Origin of the sequence: Pseudarthrobacter equi, from assembly GCF_900105535.1 — a bacterium.
Classification (GTDB): domain Bacteria; phylum Actinomycetota; class Actinomycetes; order Actinomycetales; family Micrococcaceae; genus Arthrobacter; species Arthrobacter equi.
The window spans coordinates 3,731,988-3,751,407 of record NZ_LT629779.1 but is presented as its reverse complement, the minus strand read 5'-3'; the positions used below and the strand labels follow the sequence as shown (position 1 = coordinate 3,751,407).

The 19,420-nt window shown below is 68.0% G+C and carries 24 protein-coding genes; 9 read left to right on the top strand and 15 right to left on the bottom strand.

The features are described from left to right. Nucleotides 1-239: 239 nt before the first annotated feature. Together BLT71_RS17075 and BLT71_RS17070 are read left to right on the top strand one after the other, a co-directional pair. A complete protein-coding gene (locus tag BLT71_RS17075) occupies nucleotides 240-1,064 on the top strand; it encodes a PAS and ANTAR domain-containing protein (protein ID WP_091722660.1) in 825 nt (274 codons plus the stop codon). 142 nt (nucleotides 1,065-1,206) lie between these two features. After that, nucleotides 1,207-2,043, top strand: coding sequence for an alpha/beta fold hydrolase (locus BLT71_RS17070; protein ID WP_091722657.1), 837 nt, complete (start codon nucleotides 1,207-1,209; stop codon nucleotides 2,041-2,043). A 5-nt stretch (nucleotides 2,044-2,048) separates the two neighbouring features. Here the strand turns inward: BLT71_RS17070 and BLT71_RS17065 are convergent, their stop codons facing one another. Beyond that, a complete protein-coding gene (locus BLT71_RS17065) occupies nucleotides 2,049-2,486 on the bottom strand; it encodes a hypothetical protein (RefSeq protein WP_157693497.1) in 438 nt (145 codons plus the stop codon). Nucleotides 2,487-2,702: 216 nt separating this feature from the next. Here BLT71_RS17065 and nhaA point away from each other — a divergent pair, with 216 nt between their 5' ends. Next, entirely contained in the window at nucleotides 2,703-4,076 is a 1,374-nt protein-coding gene (nhaA, locus tag BLT71_RS17060; protein WP_091722653.1) for a Na+/H+ antiporter NhaA, read from the top strand. Between the two features lie 70 nt (nucleotides 4,077-4,146). Here nhaA and BLT71_RS17055 read toward each other — a convergent pair whose 3' ends face one another. The 4 genes from BLT71_RS17055 to BLT71_RS17040 all read right to left on the bottom strand — a co-directional run bounded on the left by BLT71_RS17055 (nucleotide 4,147) and on the right by BLT71_RS17040 (nucleotide 6,308). Further along, complete coding sequence (locus BLT71_RS17055; RefSeq protein ID WP_091722650.1) at nucleotides 4,147-4,380, bottom strand: hypothetical protein; 234 nt, start codon at nucleotides 4,378-4,380, stop codon at nucleotides 4,147-4,149. Nucleotides 4,381-4,468: 88 nt separating this feature from the next. Beyond that, nucleotides 4,469-4,693, bottom strand: coding sequence for a hypothetical protein (locus BLT71_RS17050; RefSeq protein WP_091722646.1), 225 nt, complete (start codon nucleotides 4,691-4,693; stop codon nucleotides 4,469-4,471). Nucleotides 4,694-4,842: 149 nt separating this feature from the next. Continuing rightward, nucleotides 4,843-5,820, bottom strand: a complete 978-nt coding sequence (gene trxB, locus BLT71_RS17045; RefSeq protein ID WP_091722644.1) for a thioredoxin-disulfide reductase — start codon at nucleotides 5,818-5,820, stop codon at nucleotides 4,843-4,845. Nucleotides 5,821-5,873: 53 nt separating this feature from the next. Beyond that, on the bottom strand, nucleotides 5,874-6,308 hold the full coding sequence (locus tag BLT71_RS17040; protein WP_091722641.1) for an arsenate reductase ArsC: 435 nt from the start codon (nucleotides 6,306-6,308) through the stop codon (nucleotides 5,874-5,876). 146 nt (nucleotides 6,309-6,454) lie between these two features. Between BLT71_RS17040 and chrA the strand changes: the two genes are divergently transcribed. After that, nucleotides 6,455-7,678 carry a chromate efflux transporter gene (gene chrA, locus BLT71_RS17035; protein WP_091722638.1) on the top strand — a complete coding sequence of 408 codons (1,224 nt, stop codon included), beginning with the start codon at nucleotides 6,455-6,457 and terminating at the stop codon, nucleotides 7,676-7,678. Between the two features lie 133 nt (nucleotides 7,679-7,811). After that, nucleotides 7,812-8,549: a GAF and ANTAR domain-containing protein gene (locus tag BLT71_RS17030; RefSeq protein WP_091722636.1), complete on the top strand. Its 738-nt coding sequence runs from the start codon at nucleotides 7,812-7,814 to the stop codon at nucleotides 8,547-8,549. A gap of 53 nt (nucleotides 8,550-8,602) precedes the next feature. On the opposite strand, the gene BLT71_RS17025 is transcribed toward BLT71_RS17030, so the two are convergent. Beyond that, nucleotides 8,603-9,328 (bottom strand): GAF and ANTAR domain-containing protein, encoded by a 726-nt coding sequence (locus BLT71_RS17025; RefSeq protein WP_091722633.1) that lies wholly within the window; start codon nucleotides 9,326-9,328, stop codon nucleotides 8,603-8,605. Nucleotides 9,329-9,549: 221 nt separating this feature from the next. Further along, the gene (locus tag BLT71_RS17020) at nucleotides 9,550-9,834 is read right to left on the bottom strand and encodes a DUF1540 domain-containing protein (protein ID WP_091722630.1); all 285 of its coding nucleotides are present in this window, start codon (nucleotides 9,832-9,834) and stop codon (nucleotides 9,550-9,552) included. A gap of 244 nt (nucleotides 9,835-10,078) precedes the next feature. On the opposite strand from BLT71_RS17020, the gene BLT71_RS17015 reads away from it, so the two are divergent. The 3 genes from BLT71_RS17015 (at nucleotide 10,079) to BLT71_RS17005 (ending at nucleotide 12,881) form a co-directional block, all read left to right on the top strand. Further along, nucleotides 10,079-11,281, top strand: coding sequence for a carboxylate-amine ligase (locus tag BLT71_RS17015; protein ID WP_231994342.1), 1,203 nt, complete (start codon nucleotides 10,079-10,081; stop codon nucleotides 11,279-11,281). Nucleotides 11,282-11,472: 191 nt separating this feature from the next. Next, nucleotides 11,473-11,847, top strand: coding sequence for a cupin domain-containing protein (locus BLT71_RS17010; RefSeq protein ID WP_091722627.1), 375 nt, complete (start codon nucleotides 11,473-11,475; stop codon nucleotides 11,845-11,847). Between the two features lie 44 nt (nucleotides 11,848-11,891). Continuing rightward, complete coding sequence (locus BLT71_RS17005) at nucleotides 11,892-12,881, top strand: alpha/beta fold hydrolase (RefSeq protein WP_091722624.1); 990 nt, start codon at nucleotides 11,892-11,894, stop codon at nucleotides 12,879-12,881. A gap of 57 nt (nucleotides 12,882-12,938) precedes the next feature. On the opposite strand, the gene BLT71_RS17000 is transcribed toward BLT71_RS17005, so the two are convergent. The 6 genes from BLT71_RS17000 to BLT71_RS16975 form a co-directional block, all read right to left on the bottom strand. Continuing rightward, entirely contained in the window at nucleotides 12,939-13,580 is a 642-nt protein-coding gene (locus BLT71_RS17000) for a CDP-alcohol phosphatidyltransferase family protein (RefSeq protein ID WP_231994341.1), read from the bottom strand. Between the two features lie 3 nt (nucleotides 13,581-13,583). Next, nucleotides 13,584-13,991, bottom strand: coding sequence for a hypothetical protein (locus BLT71_RS16995; protein ID WP_231994340.1), 408 nt, complete (start codon nucleotides 13,989-13,991; stop codon nucleotides 13,584-13,586). Between the two features lie 109 nt (nucleotides 13,992-14,100). Further along, nucleotides 14,101-14,865 carry an ABC transporter permease gene (locus BLT71_RS16990; protein ID WP_091722619.1) on the bottom strand — a complete coding sequence of 255 codons (765 nt, stop codon included), beginning with the start codon at nucleotides 14,863-14,865 and terminating at the stop codon, nucleotides 14,101-14,103. Beyond that, on the bottom strand, nucleotides 14,865-15,635 hold the full coding sequence (locus tag BLT71_RS16985; protein ID WP_091722616.1) for an ABC transporter ATP-binding protein: 771 nt from the start codon (nucleotides 15,633-15,635) through the stop codon (nucleotides 14,865-14,867). The genes BLT71_RS16990 and BLT71_RS16985 overlap by 1 nt, the downstream gene beginning before the upstream one ends. Beyond that, the gene (locus BLT71_RS16980) at nucleotides 15,632-16,003 is read right to left on the bottom strand and encodes a DUF1048 domain-containing protein (protein WP_091722614.1); all 372 of its coding nucleotides are present in this window, start codon (nucleotides 16,001-16,003) and stop codon (nucleotides 15,632-15,634) included. The genes BLT71_RS16985 and BLT71_RS16980 overlap by 4 nt, the downstream gene beginning before the upstream one ends. Before the next feature lies 1 nt (nucleotide 16,004). Beyond that, the gene (locus tag BLT71_RS16975; protein WP_091722612.1) at nucleotides 16,005-16,334 is read right to left on the bottom strand and encodes a PadR family transcriptional regulator; all 330 of its coding nucleotides are present in this window, start codon (nucleotides 16,332-16,334) and stop codon (nucleotides 16,005-16,007) included. 207 nt (nucleotides 16,335-16,541) lie between these two features. On the opposite strand from BLT71_RS16975, the gene BLT71_RS16970 reads away from it, so the two are divergent. Further along, nucleotides 16,542-16,898: an SPW repeat domain-containing protein gene (locus tag BLT71_RS16970; RefSeq protein ID WP_091722609.1), complete on the top strand. Its 357-nt coding sequence runs from the start codon at nucleotides 16,542-16,544 to the stop codon at nucleotides 16,896-16,898. A gap of 117 nt (nucleotides 16,899-17,015) precedes the next feature. On the opposite strand, the gene BLT71_RS16965 is transcribed toward BLT71_RS16970, so the two are convergent. Further along, nucleotides 17,016-17,762, bottom strand: a complete 747-nt coding sequence (locus BLT71_RS16965; protein ID WP_091722606.1) for an ABC transporter permease — start codon at nucleotides 17,760-17,762, stop codon at nucleotides 17,016-17,018. A gap of 102 nt (nucleotides 17,763-17,864) precedes the next feature. Continuing rightward, nucleotides 17,865-19,391: a glycosyltransferase family 39 protein gene (locus BLT71_RS16960; protein ID WP_157693496.1), complete on the bottom strand. Its 1,527-nt coding sequence runs from the start codon at nucleotides 19,389-19,391 to the stop codon at nucleotides 17,865-17,867. Nucleotides 19,392-19,420: the final 29 nt, after the last annotated feature.

The window sequence follows — 19,420 nt, the reverse complement described above, 5'->3', positions numbered from 1 at the left end:
TGAACGGCTGTGAAAGCGGGGCGCTTGGAAACGCCGGCCGGGACATACCACTTCACTGACAACACCTTTAATATACCCCTAGGGGGTATCGTCGTCAAGAGTTCGGCGCGGCTTGTGACCGGGGAGAGCTAGCAGCCCGGGCTACCAACTTAATCTTGCTCCCGTCATACTTGTATAAAGGCCCACACGGGCAGAGCATGCTTGTGCGGGCGGAACGGATGCTACATGGAGGTGGCCCTGTGAAGGACGTTCGCGGCCCTTACACCTACTCGAGTGCCTTGGGGGACGACGACTGCGTCGCCGGAACCTACACGGCAGAGGTGGATGGCTGGAAGCTTTCCTGGTCCGACGGGATGTACCAGCTGCACGGCTACCGCCGCGGCGACGTGGTCCCCACCCTGGAACTGCTGTTCGCGCACAAGCATCCCGAGGACCGGCCGCGTTGCGAAGCCATTGTGGCCCAGGTTGCCGAGACCGGCGGGTACTTCTGCATGTACCACCGGATCATCGACTCCAGGGGCAAAACCAAACGGGTGCTGTCCTCCGGCGAGGGCATCATCGGCCCGGACGGCAAGGTCACGGTGATCGAGGGCGTGATGGTGGACCTCACCTCAACCCTGCAGCGCGAGACCGAGCAGACCGCCCGTGATGCGGTGGCCGGGGCTACGTCCACCCGCACCGTCATCGACCAGGCGCGGGGCATCCTCATGGGACTGCTCGGCATTGGCTCCGATGAAGCCTTCCAGCTGCTGGTGGCAACCAGCAGCTACCGGAACGTCAAGCTGGTGGCAGTGGCAGCGGAACTGGTGCAGCTGGCCAACTCGGAAGACGCCCGGGAGTACCTGGTCAGGGCCGTCAGGGCCATAGCTGACCGGGCGCCGGCAGTTTCGGGGGACCGGAGCAAGTCCAGGGAACACCAGGCCGCCAGGGACCACCGGGCAGCACCTGAACGCCGGACCGCCGCAGGTCCGTCCGCGGTAGCTGCCGGACGCTCCGCCGTCCCCGGACCCTCGCCCCGTCCTCCCACGGGACGCCCGGCCCCCGGCCGCCGCCCCACGGCCTGAGGCCGGGGAGAGTAGCTACCGGGCACGCAGGCATCCAGCGGATACCCAGCATGCAGCACCCATCCAGAAGTCAGCATGCTGCCGAATGACTGGTGTTCGGGCGTCAACCGAGGCCCGGAAACCGCATATCGGAAGGTCAGCCATGACCGAAGTTACTGCCCATCATGGGCTGTTCAAGGACACCAATCTGCATGTGGACGATGCCGGCGGAGCGGGCCGCCCGGTGGTCCTCATCCACGGATGGCCGCTCTCCGGGAAATCCTTCGAGGAACAGATCCCGGCGCTGCAGGAGGCGGGTTACCGTCCCATTACCTATGACCGCAGGGGGTTCGGCCTCAGCAGCAAGCCCCCGGCAGGCTACAACTACGATGTTCTGGCCGAGGACCTGCAGAAGGTCCTGGTGGAGCTGGACCTGACGGACGTGACCCTCGTGGGGTTTTCCATGGGCGGCGGTGAGGTGGCACGCTACCTCAGCCTGTACGGACCGTCGAGGATCCGCAGCGTGGTTTTTGCCTCCGCCGTGACGCCTTACCTCATGCGCTCGGACGACAACCCGGATGGTCCCCTGACCCCGGAGCAGGCTGACGGCATGGCCGAGGACCTCGTCAAGGACGAAACAGCTTTCTACGATTCCTTTACCCGCGACTTCTTCTCCGTGGACGGAGTCCTCAAGGTCAGCGAGGTGCAGCGCAAGGAAGCCGGTGCCATGTGCGGGCAGGCCAACAAGAATGCGGTGCTGGCCTGCATGGCGGCCTTCGGCGGGACCGACTTCCGGGGCGACCTCGCCGATGTCACGGTGCCGGCTTTGGTGATCCATGGCGACGGCGACGCAACCGTACCGTTCGAGGGGTCCGGCCAGCGGACGCACGCCGCACTGGCGGACAGCGAGGTCCACGTCATCAAGGATGCGCCGCACGGCTGCAACGTGAGCCACGCGGAGGAGTGGAACACCGTGGTGATCGGATTCCTGGCCAAGTAGGCCGGCTACGGGCCGACGTACACATTCTGGTGGATACGCCTCAGGCCTTCTGACTCCAAGTAGACGGCGTCGGCATAGTCCGGCACCAGGGTTGCCGGTCTTTTGTCGGTTCCGCTGACGGTCACGATCTTGTTGCTGGAACTGCCGGCTGCCACCGCGCATCCCGCGTAATCGGTGACTTGCTGATTCACGTTGACCACGGCCAGGCAGGCCTGGGCGCCATCGGAACTCTGCGCTGCAAAGAACCTCCGGCCGTCGTCCTCGACCAGGAAACGGAGGGTGGTGGGATCAACCTGTTCCAGGAAGTTGGCATCGTTCGGGAAGGTATCCTCAGGTCCGGCAGGAGCTTTCAGCGCATCAATGCCATACCCGTCGCTCGCGCAGCCACCGAGCAGCAGCGGAACAGTCAGCACTGCCTCCGTTGCCGCGGGTTTGAGCTTCATCATCTGTTCCCCCACAGGATCGTTAATACCGTGCCCACGACGCTATCGCACTGTTCCCGGCGGGTCTTGTCATACGGACGCACCCGCCCCGCATTCCAGCCGGAACGCGGGGCCGCCTGCGTCGAAGGGGTCGTTGCCGGCCGGTAAGATGGATGGAGGTGCGCCGGGAAGTCTGGTCGGCATAGTTTCGTCGACCCCCAAAGTCAGGACCCTGCCGTGACCTCTGCCCCGCAGCCCCCGCACAAGCACCAAAACAAACACCAGAGCGAGCCCCAGCCCCGCCGTCCGTTCCTGGCCCGCGGCTCGTACGCTGAAGCCCTGCGGATTGGCGAGATCCTGCGCAAGGAAACCGTGGGCGGCGCCCTCCTGGTGGCCGCCGCGGTGATCGCCCTCATCTGGGCCAACTCACCGGCGTCGGACAGCTACTTCGCCCTCAGGGACATCACCGTGGGCTACGAGCCCTTGCACCTCGAGCTGAGCCTCGGTGCCTGGGCGGCCGACGGGCTCCTCGCGGTCTTCTTCTTCCTGGTGGGACTGGAACTCAAGCGCGAATTTGTGGCCGGGGACCTCCGCCAGATCAGCACATCCATCGTCCCGGTGCTGGCCGCAGCCGGCGGTGTGCTGGTCCCGGCGGTGATCTACGCCGTCGTTAATGCCGCCAACCCGGACACGCTGCGCGGCTGGGCCATCCCCACCGCCACGGACATCGCGTTCGCCGTGGCCGTGCTGGCCGTCATCGGATCGCACCTGCCCAGCGCCCTGCGGATCTTCCTGCTGACCCTGGCCGTGGTGGACGACCTGATCGCCATCAGCATCATCGCGTTCTTCTACTCCAGCGACCTCCAGGTGGCACCGCTGCTCCTGGCGCTGGTCCCGCTGGCCCTGTTCACGTTCCTGGTCCAGAAGTACCGCCGGTTCTTCGGCACCCATGCGGCGGCGGCCTGGCTGATCCTGCTGCCGCTGGGTTTCGCCGCCTGGGCGCTGGTGCACGCGTCCGGCATCCATGCCACGGTTGCCGGCGTGCTGCTGGGTTTCGCGGTGCCCGTGCTCCGGTCGCAGGCCAGCGGCGGACCGGAGGCCGGCCCGGGGCTCGCGGAAATCTTCGAGCACCGGTTCCGGCCCATCTCCGCAGGCATTGCCGTCCCCGTGTTCGCCTTCTTCTCGGCGGGCGTCACCATCGGAGGGTGGGACGGATTCGTGTCGGCGCTCGCGGACCCGGTGTCACTGGGCATCATCCTGGCACTGGTGCTGGGCAAGCCGGTGGGCATTCTGGGCACCACCTGGCTCCTGACCAAAACCACGAAGGCGAAGCTGGACGATTCTTACCGGTGGATCGACATTTTCGGCGTCGCCCTGCTGGCCGGCATCGGGTTCACGGTGTCGCTGCTGGTGGCCGAGCTGAGCTTCGGGCAGGGCAGCCTGCATGACGACCACGCCAAGGTGGGCATCCTCACCGCGTCCCTGCTCGCCGCGCTGCTGGCCACCGCGGTGCTCCGGACCCGGAACCGGCAGTACCGGCAGGCTGAGGAATTGGAGACGGTGGATTCAGACCACGACGGCGTCCCGGACGTCTACCAAAACCGCACCTAACCGGATCATTCAGGGACGCACGACGCCGGCACTAACGCGTGTGCCGGCGTCGTGGTTTATCTGTGGCCGGCTAGGCCGGGGAGAGTCCCAGCAAAGGTTCCGCCGGTACTTCCAGGTGCCGGATCTCGAGGGCCTCAGGGTCCAGCAGTTTGCGTGCGCCGGTCCGTGCGTCCAGGATCCAGAACAGTTCCAGCGCGGGCACCACCCCGGTCACCCGGCCGCTGTGGAACAGCTTGCCCCGGTGCCACGCCTCGATGTTGTCTCCAATGCGGAGCTGAGCGGTACTGACTCCCTGTGCGTCCATGCTGGTGCCTCCTGCTGGTTGTGTCCCCGTAAGCCCAGCTTGCCGTGGCGAGGTTGCAGGAGTGTTTCCGCAGGGTGTTATTCCTGTGTCAGTTGGGGTTGGTGCGCCGGATGCTCAGCATGTGGAGCAGCAGTGCACGCTGCGGCTGGCCCGGATTGCGGTCCACGAACAGGCTGAGGGAGGCGCGGGCGCCGGCTTCCGCGGGATCTGTGCCGCTCATGATTTCCTCGATGATTTCCAGCGCCTGCAGCTGGAGGTCCAGGAGCGCCACTTCCTCATTGGCGGACAGCGGAGTTTTGGGATTGCCGGACATGGGGTTGCCGCCTTTGTGCTGGGAGCCCTCCCCGGGGAGGAAGCAGCAGCCTCTCCCAAGCCCATTGGATGAATATACTAAGTGTACTTATAAGTCCGTGGGCGGCAAGGCTTTCCCGGAACCACTTTCCGGGCTCACCCGGGGCGGCGTCAGCTGTGCGTGGGTTCCTCCACCAGGGCAGTGGCGATGCTTGAGGCGTCGTCCAAAGCGGCCAGGTACCGTTCCGCATCCAGGGCGGCGGCGCAGCCGGTTCCCGCGGCGGTGATGGCCTGCCGGTAGCGGTGGTCCACGGCGTCACCGCACGCGAAGACGCCGGAGAGATTGGTGCACGTGGTGGGGGAGTCCACCTTGATGTAACCCTCGTCATCCAGGTCCACCTGGCCGGTGAGCAGTTCGGTGCGCGGCAGGTGGCCGATCGCCACGAAGATGCCCGTGGCGCCGAGTTCGCGGGTCTCGCCGGAGCGAGTGTCCTTCAGGGTGACGCCGGTGACCTTGGTGTCGCCGTGGATGGCGGTGATGGCCGAGTTCCATTCGAACCGGATCTTGGGGTTGTCCTTGGCCCGCTGCGCCATGATGCGGGAGGCACGGAGCTCGCCCTTGCGCACCACGACGGTCACGGACTTCCCGAAGCGGGTCAGGAAAGTTGCTTCCTCCATGGCGGAGTCGCCGCCGCCCACCACGATGATGTCCTGTTCGCGGAAGAAGAACCCGTCGCAGGTGGCGCACCACGACACCCCGTGGCCGCTGAGCTTCTTTTCCTCGGGCAGGCCCAGTTCCTTGTAGGCCGAGCCGGTGGCCAGGATGACCGCGGGTGCCTCGTGGGTCTCCCCGGCGCCGGTGACCACGCGCTTGACGGAACCCTTCAGGTCCACGGACGTGACGTCGTCGAACACCACCTTGGCGCCGAACTTCTCGGCCTGCTGCTGCAGCCCGTCCATCAGTTCCGGGCCCTGGATGCCGCCGGGGAAACCGGGGAAGTTTTCCACCTCGGTGGTGTTCATCAGCGCGCCGCCTGCGGTGACGGAACCGGCGAGCACCAGCGGGGCCAGGCCTGCCCGGGCGGCGTAAATGGCGGCGGTGTAGCCCGCGGGGCCGGAGCCGATGATGATCAGCTGTTCGTTGCTCATGGGGTTCTCCTTGGGAGGTTCGGGGCTGCGGTGTTTGCGGGTCACGGGTGCGGCTACTGGGCGTCGGGGTGCTGCGCGGGGACGAGTTCGGTGATGAGGGCCTCCACCCTTGTCCTGATCCGGTCCCGGATGGGGCGGACGGCATCCACACCCTGGCCGGCTGGATCCTCCAGCACCCAGTCCTCGTAGCGCTTGCCGGGGAAGTAGGGGCATTCGTCGCCGCAGCCCATGGTGACCACCACGTCGGATTTCCGGACGGCCTCCGTGGTGAGGATCTTGGGGACCTCGGCGGACATGTCGATGCCCACCTCTGCCATGGCCTCGACGGCGGCCGGGTTCACGGTGTCCGCCGGCTGGGATCCGGCGGAGCGGACCTCGATGGCTCCCTTGGCCAGGGAGGACAGGAATGCCGCTGCCATCTGGGAACGGCCGGCGTTGTGGACACATACGAACAGGACGGACGGTTTCGCGGCGGGGTCGGCGGTCAACGGTGCTCCTTGAATGCAGGCCGGCAGGCTGCCTGCGTTTCAGGCGGCGTGGCGTGCGCCCTACCAGTGGAGCAATGGTCATCGGCCCCTGTCAATCCGCTGCATAATGGGCCCATGACCCCACCGCAGCTCCCCGTGGCAGCCCCATGACCGGCGAGGCATCAGGCGGGGCGTCAACCACGGCCCGCGGCTCGGCCTGGGAGGTCTTCCGGGTCTTCCTCAAACTGGGTGTCACCTCGTTCGGCGGCCCCATCGCGCACCTGGGCTATTTCCGGGACGAACTGGTCCGGCGGCGCAAGTGGGTGGACGAGCAGGAATACGGGGACCTGGTGGCACTGTGCCAGTTCCTGCCCGGACCCGCCTCCAGCCAGGTGGGCTTCGGCATGGGGCTGCACCGCGCCGGCCCCCTCGGCGCGCTGGCCGCGTTCCTCGCCTTCACCCTCCCGTCCGCGGCCCTGTTGGTCGCCTTCGCCCTGGGAGCCGCGCTGTTCCAGGGTGCTGTGGGGTCCGGGATCCTCACCGGGCTGAAGATCGTGGCGGTGGCCATCGTGGCCCAGGCCGTGTGGGGCATGGCCAGGGCACTCACCCCGGACCGGGAACGGGCGGCGATCGCCGTCGTCGCGGCCCTGTCCGCCACCCTGCTGGCCGGTTCCGTCGGCCAGATCGCGGCCATCCTGTTCGGCGCGCTCGCCGGGCTGCTGGTCTGCCGGCGGGGCACAACCGACCTGACCGGCCAAATGCGCTTCCCCGTCAGCCGGACTGCGGGCATCATCTGCCTGGCACTGTTCGCGCTTCTGCTGCTGGGCCTGCCGGTGCTGGCGCTGGCCACGGGCTCGGCCGGTATCACCCTGTTTGAGGCGTTCTACCGGGCCGGGGCGCTGGTGTTCGGCGGCGGCCATGTGGTGCTGCCCCTGCTCCAGGCCGGCGTGGTGGACCCGGGCTGGGTGACTAACCAGCAGTTCCTGGCAGGTTACGGCGCCGCGCAGGCGGTGCCGGGGCCCCTGTTCACTTTCGCGGCCTACCTGGGCACGGCGTCCGGCTACGGTCCGGGCGGCGTGGCTGGTGCCGCCGTCGCGCTCGCCGGCATTTTCCTGCCCGGGTTCCTGCTGCTCGCCGGAGTGCTGCCCTTCTGGAACTCATGGCGTTCCCGGCCCGGGGCCCAGGCCCTGATGCGGGGCGCCAATGCCGCCGTGGTGGGCATCCTGGCCGCGGCCCTGTACAACCCGCTGTTCACCACTGCCATCACCGGGCCGGGCCCGTTCGGCCTGGGCCTGGTTTGCTTCGTGCTGCTCATCGCGTGGAAGGCGCCGCCTTGGGCAGTGGTGCTGGTGGGCGCGGCCGGGGGAGTGCTGCTGGCGCTCGCCGGCTGACTCCGGGGAAAGCCAGCGGCTGGGCCCGAAGCGGTGCCGTGGGAGTAGGCTGGAATTGCCGTCCGGTCCTGGGCGGCTCGGGTCCCGGTTCAGTCCGTGGGTGGCTGTGCCGGGCAGCACCAGGAAGCCCTCCATGGCCACAGACAGAACCGACGAGCCGGTAGCCAAGCGCCTCGGCGAACTGGTCCTCACCAGTTCCCATGTTGAAGAATTCCTCCATGACCTGGCCGTTGAGGCCGCAGCCGAGCTCTCCTCGACGGGGCAGCAGGTGTCCTGTTCCATCACCGTGGTGCGGCGCAAGAAGGCAGCAACGGCGGCCAGCAGCGATGGACGCGCCCGGGCCATGGACGAGGTGCAGTACACCTTCAATGACGGCCCGTGCCTGTCGGCCATCCGCCTGGCCACCACCATCCATGTCCCGGACCTGCACAACGAGCTCCGCTGGCCGGAGTACCTGGAAGCGGTGAACGAAGGAACCCTCAAATCCATCCTCGCGGTGCCCGTCCCTGTGGACAACGAGGCGCGGGCGGCTCTGAACCTCTACTCCGACGGCAAGGATGCGTTCCCCGCGGACTCCGTGGCCTCAGCCGAACGGTTCGCCCGGGAAGCCAGCCAGTCCCTGCGGCTCGCGCTGCGGATCGCCCAGCTGACGGATGCGCGCGACGACCTCGCCGCCGCCATGGCTTCACGCACCACCATCGACCTCGCGGCCGGGGCCATTATGGGCCAGAACCGGTGCAACCAGGAAACGGCCATGGCCATCCTCAAGAGCGCCTCCAGCACGCGCAACATCAAGCTCCGGGACGTCGCTGCCCGGGTGATCGCCTCGGTGGCCGCCGACGATACCGTCAGCACCCACTTCGACGCCTGACGCGGTCATAGGGCACGGCAGGGCGTACGACGCCGGCCTGCCGCCACGGTGCCTTACTCGCCGTTGTTCCCGGGAGCGGCAGCCCCGGCCACCAGCAAGGCGCTGACCTCCGCGAGGGTGCCGCCGGATTTCCTGGCTTTGGTGATGAGCCGGCCCAGGGCATCATCGTGGCCGATGCCGTGCCGCTCCATCAGCATCCCGCAGGCCCGGTTGATGGTGTCCCGTGTGGCGAGGGTGGCTTTGAGGTCGCCCGCCATCCGCAGCGGAACCTCGGTGCCCTGGATGTGCGCCAGCAGCGTGGCGGCGGTTCCGGCGAACAGGGGGAGCACCCGGCCGGTGGACCCGTCGTACTGGCCCGGCAGTGCCGAGTAGATGTTGAGGGCACCCAGCGCCTGGCCGCCGGCCATCAGCGGGGCACTGGCCACGGAACGGACCGAAGTGTCCAGGACAGCTGCTCGCCAGTTCGGCCACCGCTGGTCCGTGTGGACGTCTTCAACGATCACCACTTCTTCGGCGGACCATGCGGTGAGGCACGGGCCTTCGTCGAGTTCGTACTGGACGGCGTCCAGCTGCTCCACGAGGGGATGGGTGGCGGCGCTGCTGATCCGGTTGCCGCCGGCGTCCAGGATGGACACCCCCGCCTCCGGGTGGCCGGGCAGGGTTTCCTTGATGGCCCGGGCGATCAAGGCCACGGCGTGGCTTGCTTTTTCCTCGGTCAGCAGCACTCCGCGAATGCGTGCGATGGTGTCCGAGAGGTCGTCGAGGGGGAGCCGCTTCATGCTTGCAGGCCTGTTCCGCGTCTGCATCCATTGCCGCCGGTGGACTGCAGCGGCTACTCGCGCCGGCCTGTGCAGAGGGGGCCGGGGAGGACAGGCCCTGGTGCCCGTCACGTTTCAGAATGTACCTGCGTTAGCGGGGGAAGTACAGCGGGAGTCAGGCGGGTACAGCAGGGCACCCGGAGCGGAAGCCGCCCCGGGTGCATGAGTCTGAGGTTAACGGTTTAGGCGTGTGCGTAGGTGAGGCAGTCCGCGTTGTCCCGGCCCGGGCCAACATGGACCTCGGGTGCCTTGCACATCAGGTGGTCGTTGTGGACGCATTCGCTGCGCTGGCAGGCTCCGACGTCGGCGAGCACCTTGGGCAGGCCGCCGTGGACGCCCACCTCGATGAACGTGGCGCAGTGGGCGTGGTTTTCGTCGCCGCCCACGGTGATGGCGGCGGCGTTGCAGTTCGTGTGGTCGTTAAAGGAACAGTTCGTTGCGCTGCAGTCTGCGACGTGCGTTGTCATGGAAAGTCCTCCTTGGCCGGCAACCCCGGGCGGGCAGCTCCGTTTGACCACCGTAGACCCGGGTGGGCCAATCAAAAAGACCCAATTGTCTTGCCTAATTGGCCGCTGACCGCTTTCCTCGCCCGATTCGCCCTGGCCGGGCGAACCCTTCCCGCCGGCCGATCCGGGTGCTTATCCTGTACTTCTCGGCGGCAAGCAGCGACCGCCAGCAGATACCCACGGCTGGGCCAATGGGAGGGCTGGCATGGACGGGCATGAAACGGCGGACACGGCGATGGACACCTTCCGGAATAACGGCACCGCACCACCCGGTTCCAGGACGTTCGGGGTTGAAGAGGAACTGCTGCTGGTGGACCCGGGCCGGGGTGATGCGGTGCCCATGGCCGGCGCACTGCTGGACCTGTACGTCAGGCCCTTCGAGTCCAGTGCCGGGCCGGTGCTGACGGCCGAGTTCCAGCAGGAAATGATCGAAGTGGTCACCCCGCCGCACTCCACCCTCGCCGGTCTCCAGGCGGACATCGTTGCGGGGCGGGACATTGCCCGGCAGGCCGCGGAGGACGTGGGTGTCCGGGTGGCCGCCCTGGGCACCTCGCCCCTTCCGAGCGACCCGCACCCGGTGCGGCTGCGCCGGTTCGCCGCCATGGTGGAGGAGTACGGACTCACAGCCCGGGAACAACTGACCTGCGGCACCCACATCCACGTGTCCGTGGACTCGGACGAAGAAGGGGTGGCGGTGCTGGACCGGATCCGGAACTGGCTGCCGGTGCTGGTGGCCCTCAGTGCCAACTCCCCGTTCTGGCATGGCGAGGACACCGGGTACGCCAGCTACCGTTCCCAGGTGTGGAGCCGGTGGCCGTCCGCCGGGCCGCTGGACATCCTGGGCACCCCGGACGCCTACCACCAGCTGGTGCACGACATGGTGAGCACCGGCGTTGCCATGGATGAGGGCATGATCTACTTCGACGCCCGGCTGTCCCGGCACTATCCCACCGTGGAAGTGCGGATCGCCGACGTCTGCATGATGCCGGAAAACACGGTGCTGCTTGCCGGGATCGTCCGCGGGCTGGTGGAAACGGCTGCCCGCGAATGGAAGGCCGGAACCGACCCCGCGCCCGTGCCCACCGCCCTGTTGCGGCTGGCCGCGTGGAAGGCCAGCCGCTGGGGGCTGCGCGGGGAACTCCTGGATCCGGTGACCAGCAGGCCCGGGCCGGCCCTCGGCGTCGTCAATTCCCTCCTGCACCATATCCGCACGGCGCTGGAGGACATGGGCGACCTCCAGCGGGTGGAGGAACTGACGGACCAGCTCCTGCACACCGGCACCGGAGCCGTCCGCCAGCTCGAGGTGCTGCACCGGACCGGCGACCTGGAGGACGTGGTGGACGACGCCGCCAACTGCACCGTGGGTTCCGAAATCCAGGGTGCGCAGCGGGGGACGCCGGGGGATTGACAGCGGCCCGTCCCGGGCGCACGCTGTTACCGCTGGGGCCTGCATTGGTGCGGCCTGGACGCCGGCGCGGCTGTTGAAAGCCCGGCGTGGAACCCGTGGCGTTGAACCCACGGGCGGGCGGCCAACCATCCCGGAGCTGCCCCGGCGCCCCGGACGAACAGTTGAAAATGCTCCCTTGTCTGGAGAATGAAATGGCCGGAGAAACTGCCACAGCGCTTGAAGCGAAATCCTTTGATGAACCCGACGAGAAGCGCCGTCCCCCGAACACCGTGGTGGATGTGGTGCACGTTGGCGGCACCACCCTGGCCCGGCTCACCTTTGCACGCGGCTGGCGCTGGTCCGAGACGGTGAAGACGGTGGTCAACACGGACAGCTGCCAGGTCAACCACGTGGGCATCTGCACCTCGGGGACGCTGACCGTTCAGATGGACGACGGCACCCGGACCACCGTCAGCGCAGGCCACGCCTATGCCGTTCCGCCCGGGCATGACGCCTGGGTGGAAGGCGATGAGACCTTCGTGGGCTACGAGATCCTGAGCGCCGCTGCGTACGCCAAGCCCGAGTGAGCCGGGCCTGATTCCCGCCTGATACCGCTCACCAGGCCGTCCGCATGTTCCGCCTCAGGGAAGCCACCGACGCCGGGCTTCGGAAGAAGCCCCGGCGCAGGTTGCGCCGGGCCGGGTTCGTCCTGCTCGCCGTGGTGGGCCTGGTCCTGGCCTCCACGCTGCTGAACCTGTTCCTGGAGTCCCGGGAGCGGGCCACCGTCCAGCCGTACGGGGAGCGGGTGGCGGTGGCCGGCGGGAACCTGAACGTGGTGCGGAACGGGCAGCAGGGCCAGGCCATCGTGCTCCTCAGCGGGCTGGGAACCCCGGCCCCCGGCCTGGACTTCCAGCCGCTGGTCCGTGAGCTCAACGGCTTCGACGTGACGGTGGTGGAGGGGTTCGGCTACGGCTACAGCGATCCGGAGGCAGGCCCGCGGAGCAACGAGAACATCAGCAACGAACTTCACCAGGCACTCGAATCGCTGCAGGTTCCGCGGCCCTACGTCCTGGCCGGCCACTCCATCTCCGGGTTCTACCTGCTGGACTACGCCAACCGGTACCGCAGCGAGGTGGCAGCGGTGATCGGCATCGACGCCAGCATCCCCAAGCCCGGGGACGGGCCAGTCCCGGAGCCGGAGCCGGGCATCAACTGGGCCCGGGCCGTGTCCGCCACCGGGCTGCTGCGGGCCGTGGCGTCGGTGGCCCCCGCCGTCGTGGATCCGGGCAGCAGCGCCTTCACCGAGGACGAACTCAAGCGCATGCGCATGATGTGGTCCTGGAACTTCGGCAACCCGGCCGTGGAGGACGAGACGGCCCGGATCGCCAACAATGCCGAGGCACTGCGGGGCGTCACGTACCCGGACGACCTGCCGGTCCTGGCCTTTGTTGCCGATGAAAAGACTGACCAGACTGCGGAGAAGGTCTCGGCGGCCGAGAACCTGCTCCAGAACGTCCGGCGCCACCAGGTGCTGCCCCTCGAGGGCGGGCACTACCTGCACTGGACCCAGGCCCCACGGATGGCCGAGGCTATCCGGGCGTTCCTCGGCCAGAGCGGATAATCCTGAACGGATAATTTCCGGCAGATAATTTCTGGGCCGAGAACCTGGACCTCTGGCTCAGGTGGCGGCGCCGCGTGCGGGTGCCGCCTGCGGAGTTGCCGGTCGGGACGAAGCCGCGGACGCATGGTGGCGCCGTTCAAGCGCGACGACGTCACGGCCAAAGGAGAACAGGAGCAGCGGGAGTGCCACGGCCGGAGCGGCGGCCGCAAGGGCGGACGGAATGCCCGGGACCAGGGCCATGACCAAGGCTAGAAGCAGAGCCAGCGGCTGGACGGCGCCGATCACCTTGCGGGCCATGCTCCGCGGCAATGGCTCACGCAGGTGCGGCCGGACCAGCCCGGCTGCCGCCACCACGTAATACATCGCCCCAATGGCCAGCGTCCACAGGCCCACCACCGTCACCGTGGCAACGGACAGGACCAGCACCAGGAAAGCATCCGTGGCGGAATCGAACCGGGCTCCCGCCTCCGACGCGGTCCCGGTCCGCCGGGCCACGGGGCCGTCCACAGCGTCGAGCAGGAGTGCTGTGCTGCCCAGGATTACCAGGAGCAGGCCGGTCCCCTCGCCGGGAACCTGGCCGGGCACCGGTCCGGCAAACAGCGGCGGGACGGCCAGCACGGCGCAGGCGGCGGCGAGGGCGGCACGGACCAGGGTGATCCGGTCGGCCGGCGTCGGACGCCAGGTTGCGATGGTCTCCACCATCTAAGTATCCCGGCGCACAGTGTCGTGACGAGCGGCGTCCGGGGCGCCGCGCCGGGCACGGTTGCTGCGGACCAGGCCTGCCGCCGCGAGGATGGTTCCGGCGCCCTCGGCCACGGCGCTGAGGGTCTTTGAGAAGAACCACACAGGGTCGTACATAGCCGGGAACGGGCCGAACGCCGGGACATCAACGTACCGGTAGAGCATCACGGCGGCGAACGCGCTGAAGGCCACCACCAGGGCTGCGGCATAGGAGGCGCGGCTGCCGCGGACCAGCACCCACAGCCCCACCAGGACCGCGGCGGCGGCCTCGAGCAGGAACAGGGTGCCCTGGCTGATGACGCCGGGCGGCGCGTCCTGATGGCCCGGGGCGAGGAAGAGGTGCACCCCGGCGTCGATGAACAATGCCACAGCCGTCAGTATTCGGAGGACCACACTGATAAAACGTCCAAAACGCCGAACTGGTTCACCGCGGGCTGCGGTGAACCACCTCAACCGGCACCATCTGAACCGGCACCGTTCAGCCGGACTTCCGGCGGTAGATGGCCGCCGCGAGGCCGTAGGCCACTACCAAGATGCCCACCAGCCAGGCCAGCGCGGTCCAGATGCCGATGCCCACCGGTTCCTGGGCGAGAAGCGCACGGAGGGTGTCCACAATGGAGGTGACCGGCTGGTTCTCGGCGAACCATGCCACAGGGCCGGGCATGGAGCCGGTGGGCACGAACGCCGAGCTGATGAACGGCAGGAAGATCAGCGGGTAGCTGAAGCCGCTGGCCCCGTCCACGGTCTTCGCCAGCAGGCCCGCGATCACCGCGATCCACGTCAGCGCCAGGGTGAACAGCGCCAGGATCCCGACGACGGCGAGCCACGCCGCCACGGACGCCCCGGACCGGAAGCCCATCACCAGGGCCACGCCCACCACGATCGCCACGGCGGCAAAGTTTGCGGCAAGCGAGGTGAGCACATGGGCCCAGAGGACGCTGGGCCGGGCCACGGGCATGGACCGGAACCGTTCAAAGATGCCGCCCTGCAGGTCCAGGAACAGCCGGTATGCGGTGTAGGCCACGCCGGAGGAAATGGTGATCAGCAGGATGCCTGGCAGCAGGTAGTTGACGTACGGGCCGCCCGTGCCGGTGCTGATGGCCCCGCCGAACACGTAAACGAACAGCAGCATCATGGCCACCGGGGTCACCGCTGTGGTGATGATGGTGTCCGGGCTGCGGAGGATGTGGCGCAGCGACCGGCCGGTAAGCACACGGGTGTCGCTGAGAATGTGCGTGGTCATCACAGTTCCTTTCCAACGAGGGCCAGGAAGACGTCCTCGAGGGAGGGCTGCTTCTCGACGTATTCCACCGTGGCCGGCGGCAGGAGTTGCTTGAGTTCGGCGAGGGTCCCGTTCCGGATGATGGTGCCCTGGTGCAGGATGGCGATGCGGTCTGCCAGTTGCTCGGCCTCGTCAAGGTACTGCGTGGTGAGCAGCACGGTGGTGCCCTGGCCGGCGAGTTGCCGGACGGTCTGCCACACCTCCAGCCGGGCCTGCGGGTCCAGGCCGGTGGTGGGTTCGTCGAGGAAAATGACGGGCGGGTTGCCGATCAGGCTCATGGCGATGTCAAGCCGGCGCCGCATGCCGCCCGAGTAGGTGGCGGCCCTGCGGTTCCCCGCCTCGGTGAGGGCAAACCTGGCCAGGAGTTCGTCCGCGATGGCTCGCGGTTCGGGCAGGTGGCGCAGCCGGGCCACCAGCACCAGGTTCTCCCGCCCGGTGAGCACCTCGTCCACCGCGGCGAACTGGCCCGTGAGGCTGATGGACCCGCGCACCTCAGCCGGCTCCGCGCCGACGTCGTACCCGTTCACCGTGGCGGTGCCCGCGTCCGCCGCCAGCAGCGTGGACAGGATGCGAACCAGGGTGGTCTTGCCGGCGCCGTTGGAGCCGAGGAGCGCGAAGATGGTCCCCGGCGTCACGTCAAAGTCGACGCCCCGCAGCACGTGCAGGTCTTTGAACGACTTGCCGATGCCCCGCACCCGGATGGCCGGTTCCGGGACGGCTGCCGCGGTCATGGCTTGGATTCCTTCCTCTTCGCATCGTCAACGGCCTCGATCAGCCGGGCGCGTTCCTTGTCGATCCAGCGCTTGCCCCCGTAGGCCTGGGCGAACGATTCGGCGAACTCCACGGGGTCGCTGCCCACAATGTCGCCCACCGGGGTGCCGTCGATGGCGGCGCGTTCCCAGAGGTCGGCGAGGTCGGAGATCATCTGCACCATGGTGTCGCCCTCGGTGACTCCGCCGTAGTACATGAGGTACCTGTTGAAGGCCGCCGCGGCGGTGACGTACGGCTCGGGCAGCGCATCGAGGCGTGCCTTGGCCTGCTTGTACTGCTTCTTCTGCTCCAGCGGTCCGGTGAGTGCTTCGATCCATTTGGCGGCCATGTCAGTTACCTTCCTGGTGGAGCTGTTCGATTCGTTCTGCGAGGAAGCTCCACGTCCTCCAGAACTCTGCAAGTTCCTGCGTGCCCGTTGCGTTCAGCGAGTACACCTTGCGCGGCGGGCCCTTCTCGGACGGGACCTTCTCCACGTCCACCAGGCCGCGCTGTTCGATGCGGACCAGGAGGGCGTACACCGTGCCTTCGGCGATGTCCGCGAAGCCCTGGTCCCGCAGCCGCGTGGTGATCTCGTAGCCGTAGGCGGGCCGGGTGGCCAGGATTGCCAGGACGATGCCTTCCAGCGTGCCTTTGAGCATCTCCGTCATCTGTTTGCCCATGTGCTGCTCCTGCTACTTAGTGTTGCTGACTACCACTACATAGTAACACTTGGTACCGGCGGTGCAAGAGGTCTTTCCGGGCTGTTCCGGAGGGCCTTTTTCCCCTTGAAGATGGGGTCAGGGAGGCGTTGACTTAAGTTGCGGACAGCAGTGTCCGCGGGGCGGAAAGGCAGCGGGCCCGACCGTTCCGGACAGAAAGGAAATTCAGTGACTAAGTGGTATCGGTGGCAGGACTGGGCAACAGTCGCCGCCGGACTTTTCACTGCGGTCGCGGTCCTGTGGACCCGGCAGCTCAACTTGTCCACAACCTGCATGCTCGTTTTCGGCGGGCTGCTGGTGGTCAGTGGCCTGATCAACCTGGCCATGCCCGGTATGCCTGCTATGGAATATGTCCAGGCAATCCTCGCCGCAGGGCTGGTCCTCTCGCCATGGCTGGGGACCTACACAGGCGCCACGGGAGCGGCGCTGACATCGTGGATCGCAGGTGGCGCCGCGCTGGTGGTTACAGCAGCCGCCATCAAGCCGAGCACCGACGTCCGCCACGCCTACCGCGTCTCGCATTAGCACCGGAATCTGCCACGGCCGGAGCCGCGCGGAGCGGGGTTGGGCCCGCCACCAGCAGCCGAGGCCGTGGCGGAGCTATGTCCGGCGGCCCTGGTTCGGGGCCGGGTGTGCGGGCGCTCAGGGAACCGCCGGACGCACCTTCACGCCGCGTAGCGAGCGGAGAAGTACGACGGCGGTAATGGAACCCGCCGCCATGATGGACGCGAGCACCACCACCTGGAACCGGCCCGCCTCGAGCGGTGAGGCGCCGCCGAAAATGGCGCCCACGAACGCGCCGGGAAGCGTGACTAGGCCGGTGGTTTTGGTCTGGTCCGTGGAGGGGATCAGGGCCGAATGCACGGACTGCCGGGCCTGCGTCAGTGTGGCCACTCCGGCGGTGGCACCCAGCGCCAGCCACCCTTCCACTTGGTCCCACTGCTCGTTGACGGCCTCGTAGAACCGGCGCCCGGCCAGGGTGGCAATGCTCATGCAGTTGCCGATCACAATGCCGCCCACCGCCAGCACGTACCGCGGCGTGAAGTCGATCGCGCCGGTTGCGAACACCACGCCCAGGGTCACCGTGATGCCCAGCGCCATTGTTCCGCCCACCACGGCAAACCGGTGCCACGACCAGCCCAGCCGGCGCGCCGCCGTCGTGGCCGCCACGCTGAACATGACCAGCAACGCCGCGCCCACCCACAGCGGATCGCTGATGATGCCGCCCAGGATGAGGCTGATGAGGGCCAGTTGGGCGGCGCCGCGGAGGATGGCCACGGCGGGGGCGAGGTACTGCGGCGTCCGGGAGCCCCAGAGGACGCCCACCGTGAGTGCCACCAGGATGGCGAGCGCCGCCAGGGTGGGCAGCAGGTCGGCAAGGTGGGGCATCACGACAGCGTATCCCGCCCCCAACTAGGTCGCAGTAGATGTCGTTATGGGGCCCCAAAACGACATCTACTGCTAGTTAGTTGGGGATGTGAGCGCGGCCGGTCAGGAACAGGTGAAGGAAATCAGCACCATGCGCTCGAAGGGCCGGTTGTCCGTTTCCCGGCAGCCCGCTTCGGCGAAGGCGGAGAGGTCGGCCGGCGCGCCGGCCTGGCCGACGAAGAGGACATTTCCGCGGCGGGCCAGTTCACCGGCGGCGACGGGCGAGTTCACGCCCCACAGCGTTCCGGACTCCGCTGGGCTTGCCTCCAGCGCGAGGTCTGCCACGCCGTCGAAGTGTTCCGGATAGGCCAGGGCGAGGTCGCGCAGGTACGGCTCCCCGAACACGACGGCGGCGGGCCGGGGGAGTGCCCCGTCCAGCATGCCGGCGACGCGGCGCTCGGTGTCGGCGGGTTCGCTGACCACGCTCTTGATGGTCAGCTGGGGAACCAGGCTGCAGAGGACGACGGCGGCCAGCGCCACCGGGCGCAGCCAGGCTTTCCGGGCGGGCAGCTGGGAGATCCCCAGGCCCACCAGCAGGGCGAAGGCGGGGGCGGTGAAGGTCAGGTATCTGGCCACGTAGACCGGCTGGGCCAGCACGCTGACCAGCAGGAGCCCCAGGGCCGGGAGCAGGATGATGGAGAGGCCCAGGACGATGAGAGTCCGGTGCCGGCCGTGGCGCCGGGAAGCCCAGATACCCCACACCACCAGGCCCACCTCGATCACGCCGAGCACCAGCATGGCGCCGAGGACCCACTGCGGCGGAGCGTTGTTGGTGGGCCTGTCATCGCCGTAGAAGAACTGCTTCACGGCCGCGGTCATGAGGGTCTGGGCGAGCGAGCGGTTCTGGATCCAGTCCACCTGTGCCTTCTGCCCCAGGGCGTGCAGGACGAACGGCAACACCGTGGCACCGGCCACTGCGGAGGCTACCAGCGTTCCGAGGACCCGCCGCCGCAGGATTACCGCTGCCGCTGCGTGCGCCATCACGGCGAGGACGAAGAACATGAACATCCAGACGCCCACCACCGCGCACAGGCCGTACAGCACCCAGTCGAGGACGCGGTTGGACTCCCAGGCCCGCAGCAGGAGCAGGGTGAGGGCCACGGCCAGCAGCGCCGCGAAGGCGGACTGCCGGGCCTCGGTGCCGGCCCAGACCATGCGGGGAAGGAAGGCCAGGACCAGGCCGGCGGCGATGCCCGTGGTAGGTGAACCCAGCCTGCGGCCAATGATGGTGGTTCCGGCGCACGCCAGCCCCACGGCCAGGGCTGACGGGATCCGCATGGCGATCTCCGAGAATCCAAACACGGAGGTCCAGAAGTGCATGAAGAGGTAGTACAGCCCGTGCACGGCGTCCACGGACTGAAGGAGCAGCAGCAGTTCGCCGGGGGAGCGGCGGGCGGCGGAGATGGTGGCGATCTCGTCGTCCCAGAAGGAGGGGATCCACATGCCCACGAAGGCCACGCAGAATGCAAGGAGCCCCAGGGCGGCCGGGAGCTTCCATCCGCTACTTACTGCTCCTGAGTCCGGGCCCTGCCGCCGGTTCCCGAGTCCGTCCAGTATGCCCGTGAGCGTCGCAGTCCTCTGAGATTCCACCCGTTGACCCTACACGGGGCGGCGCACGC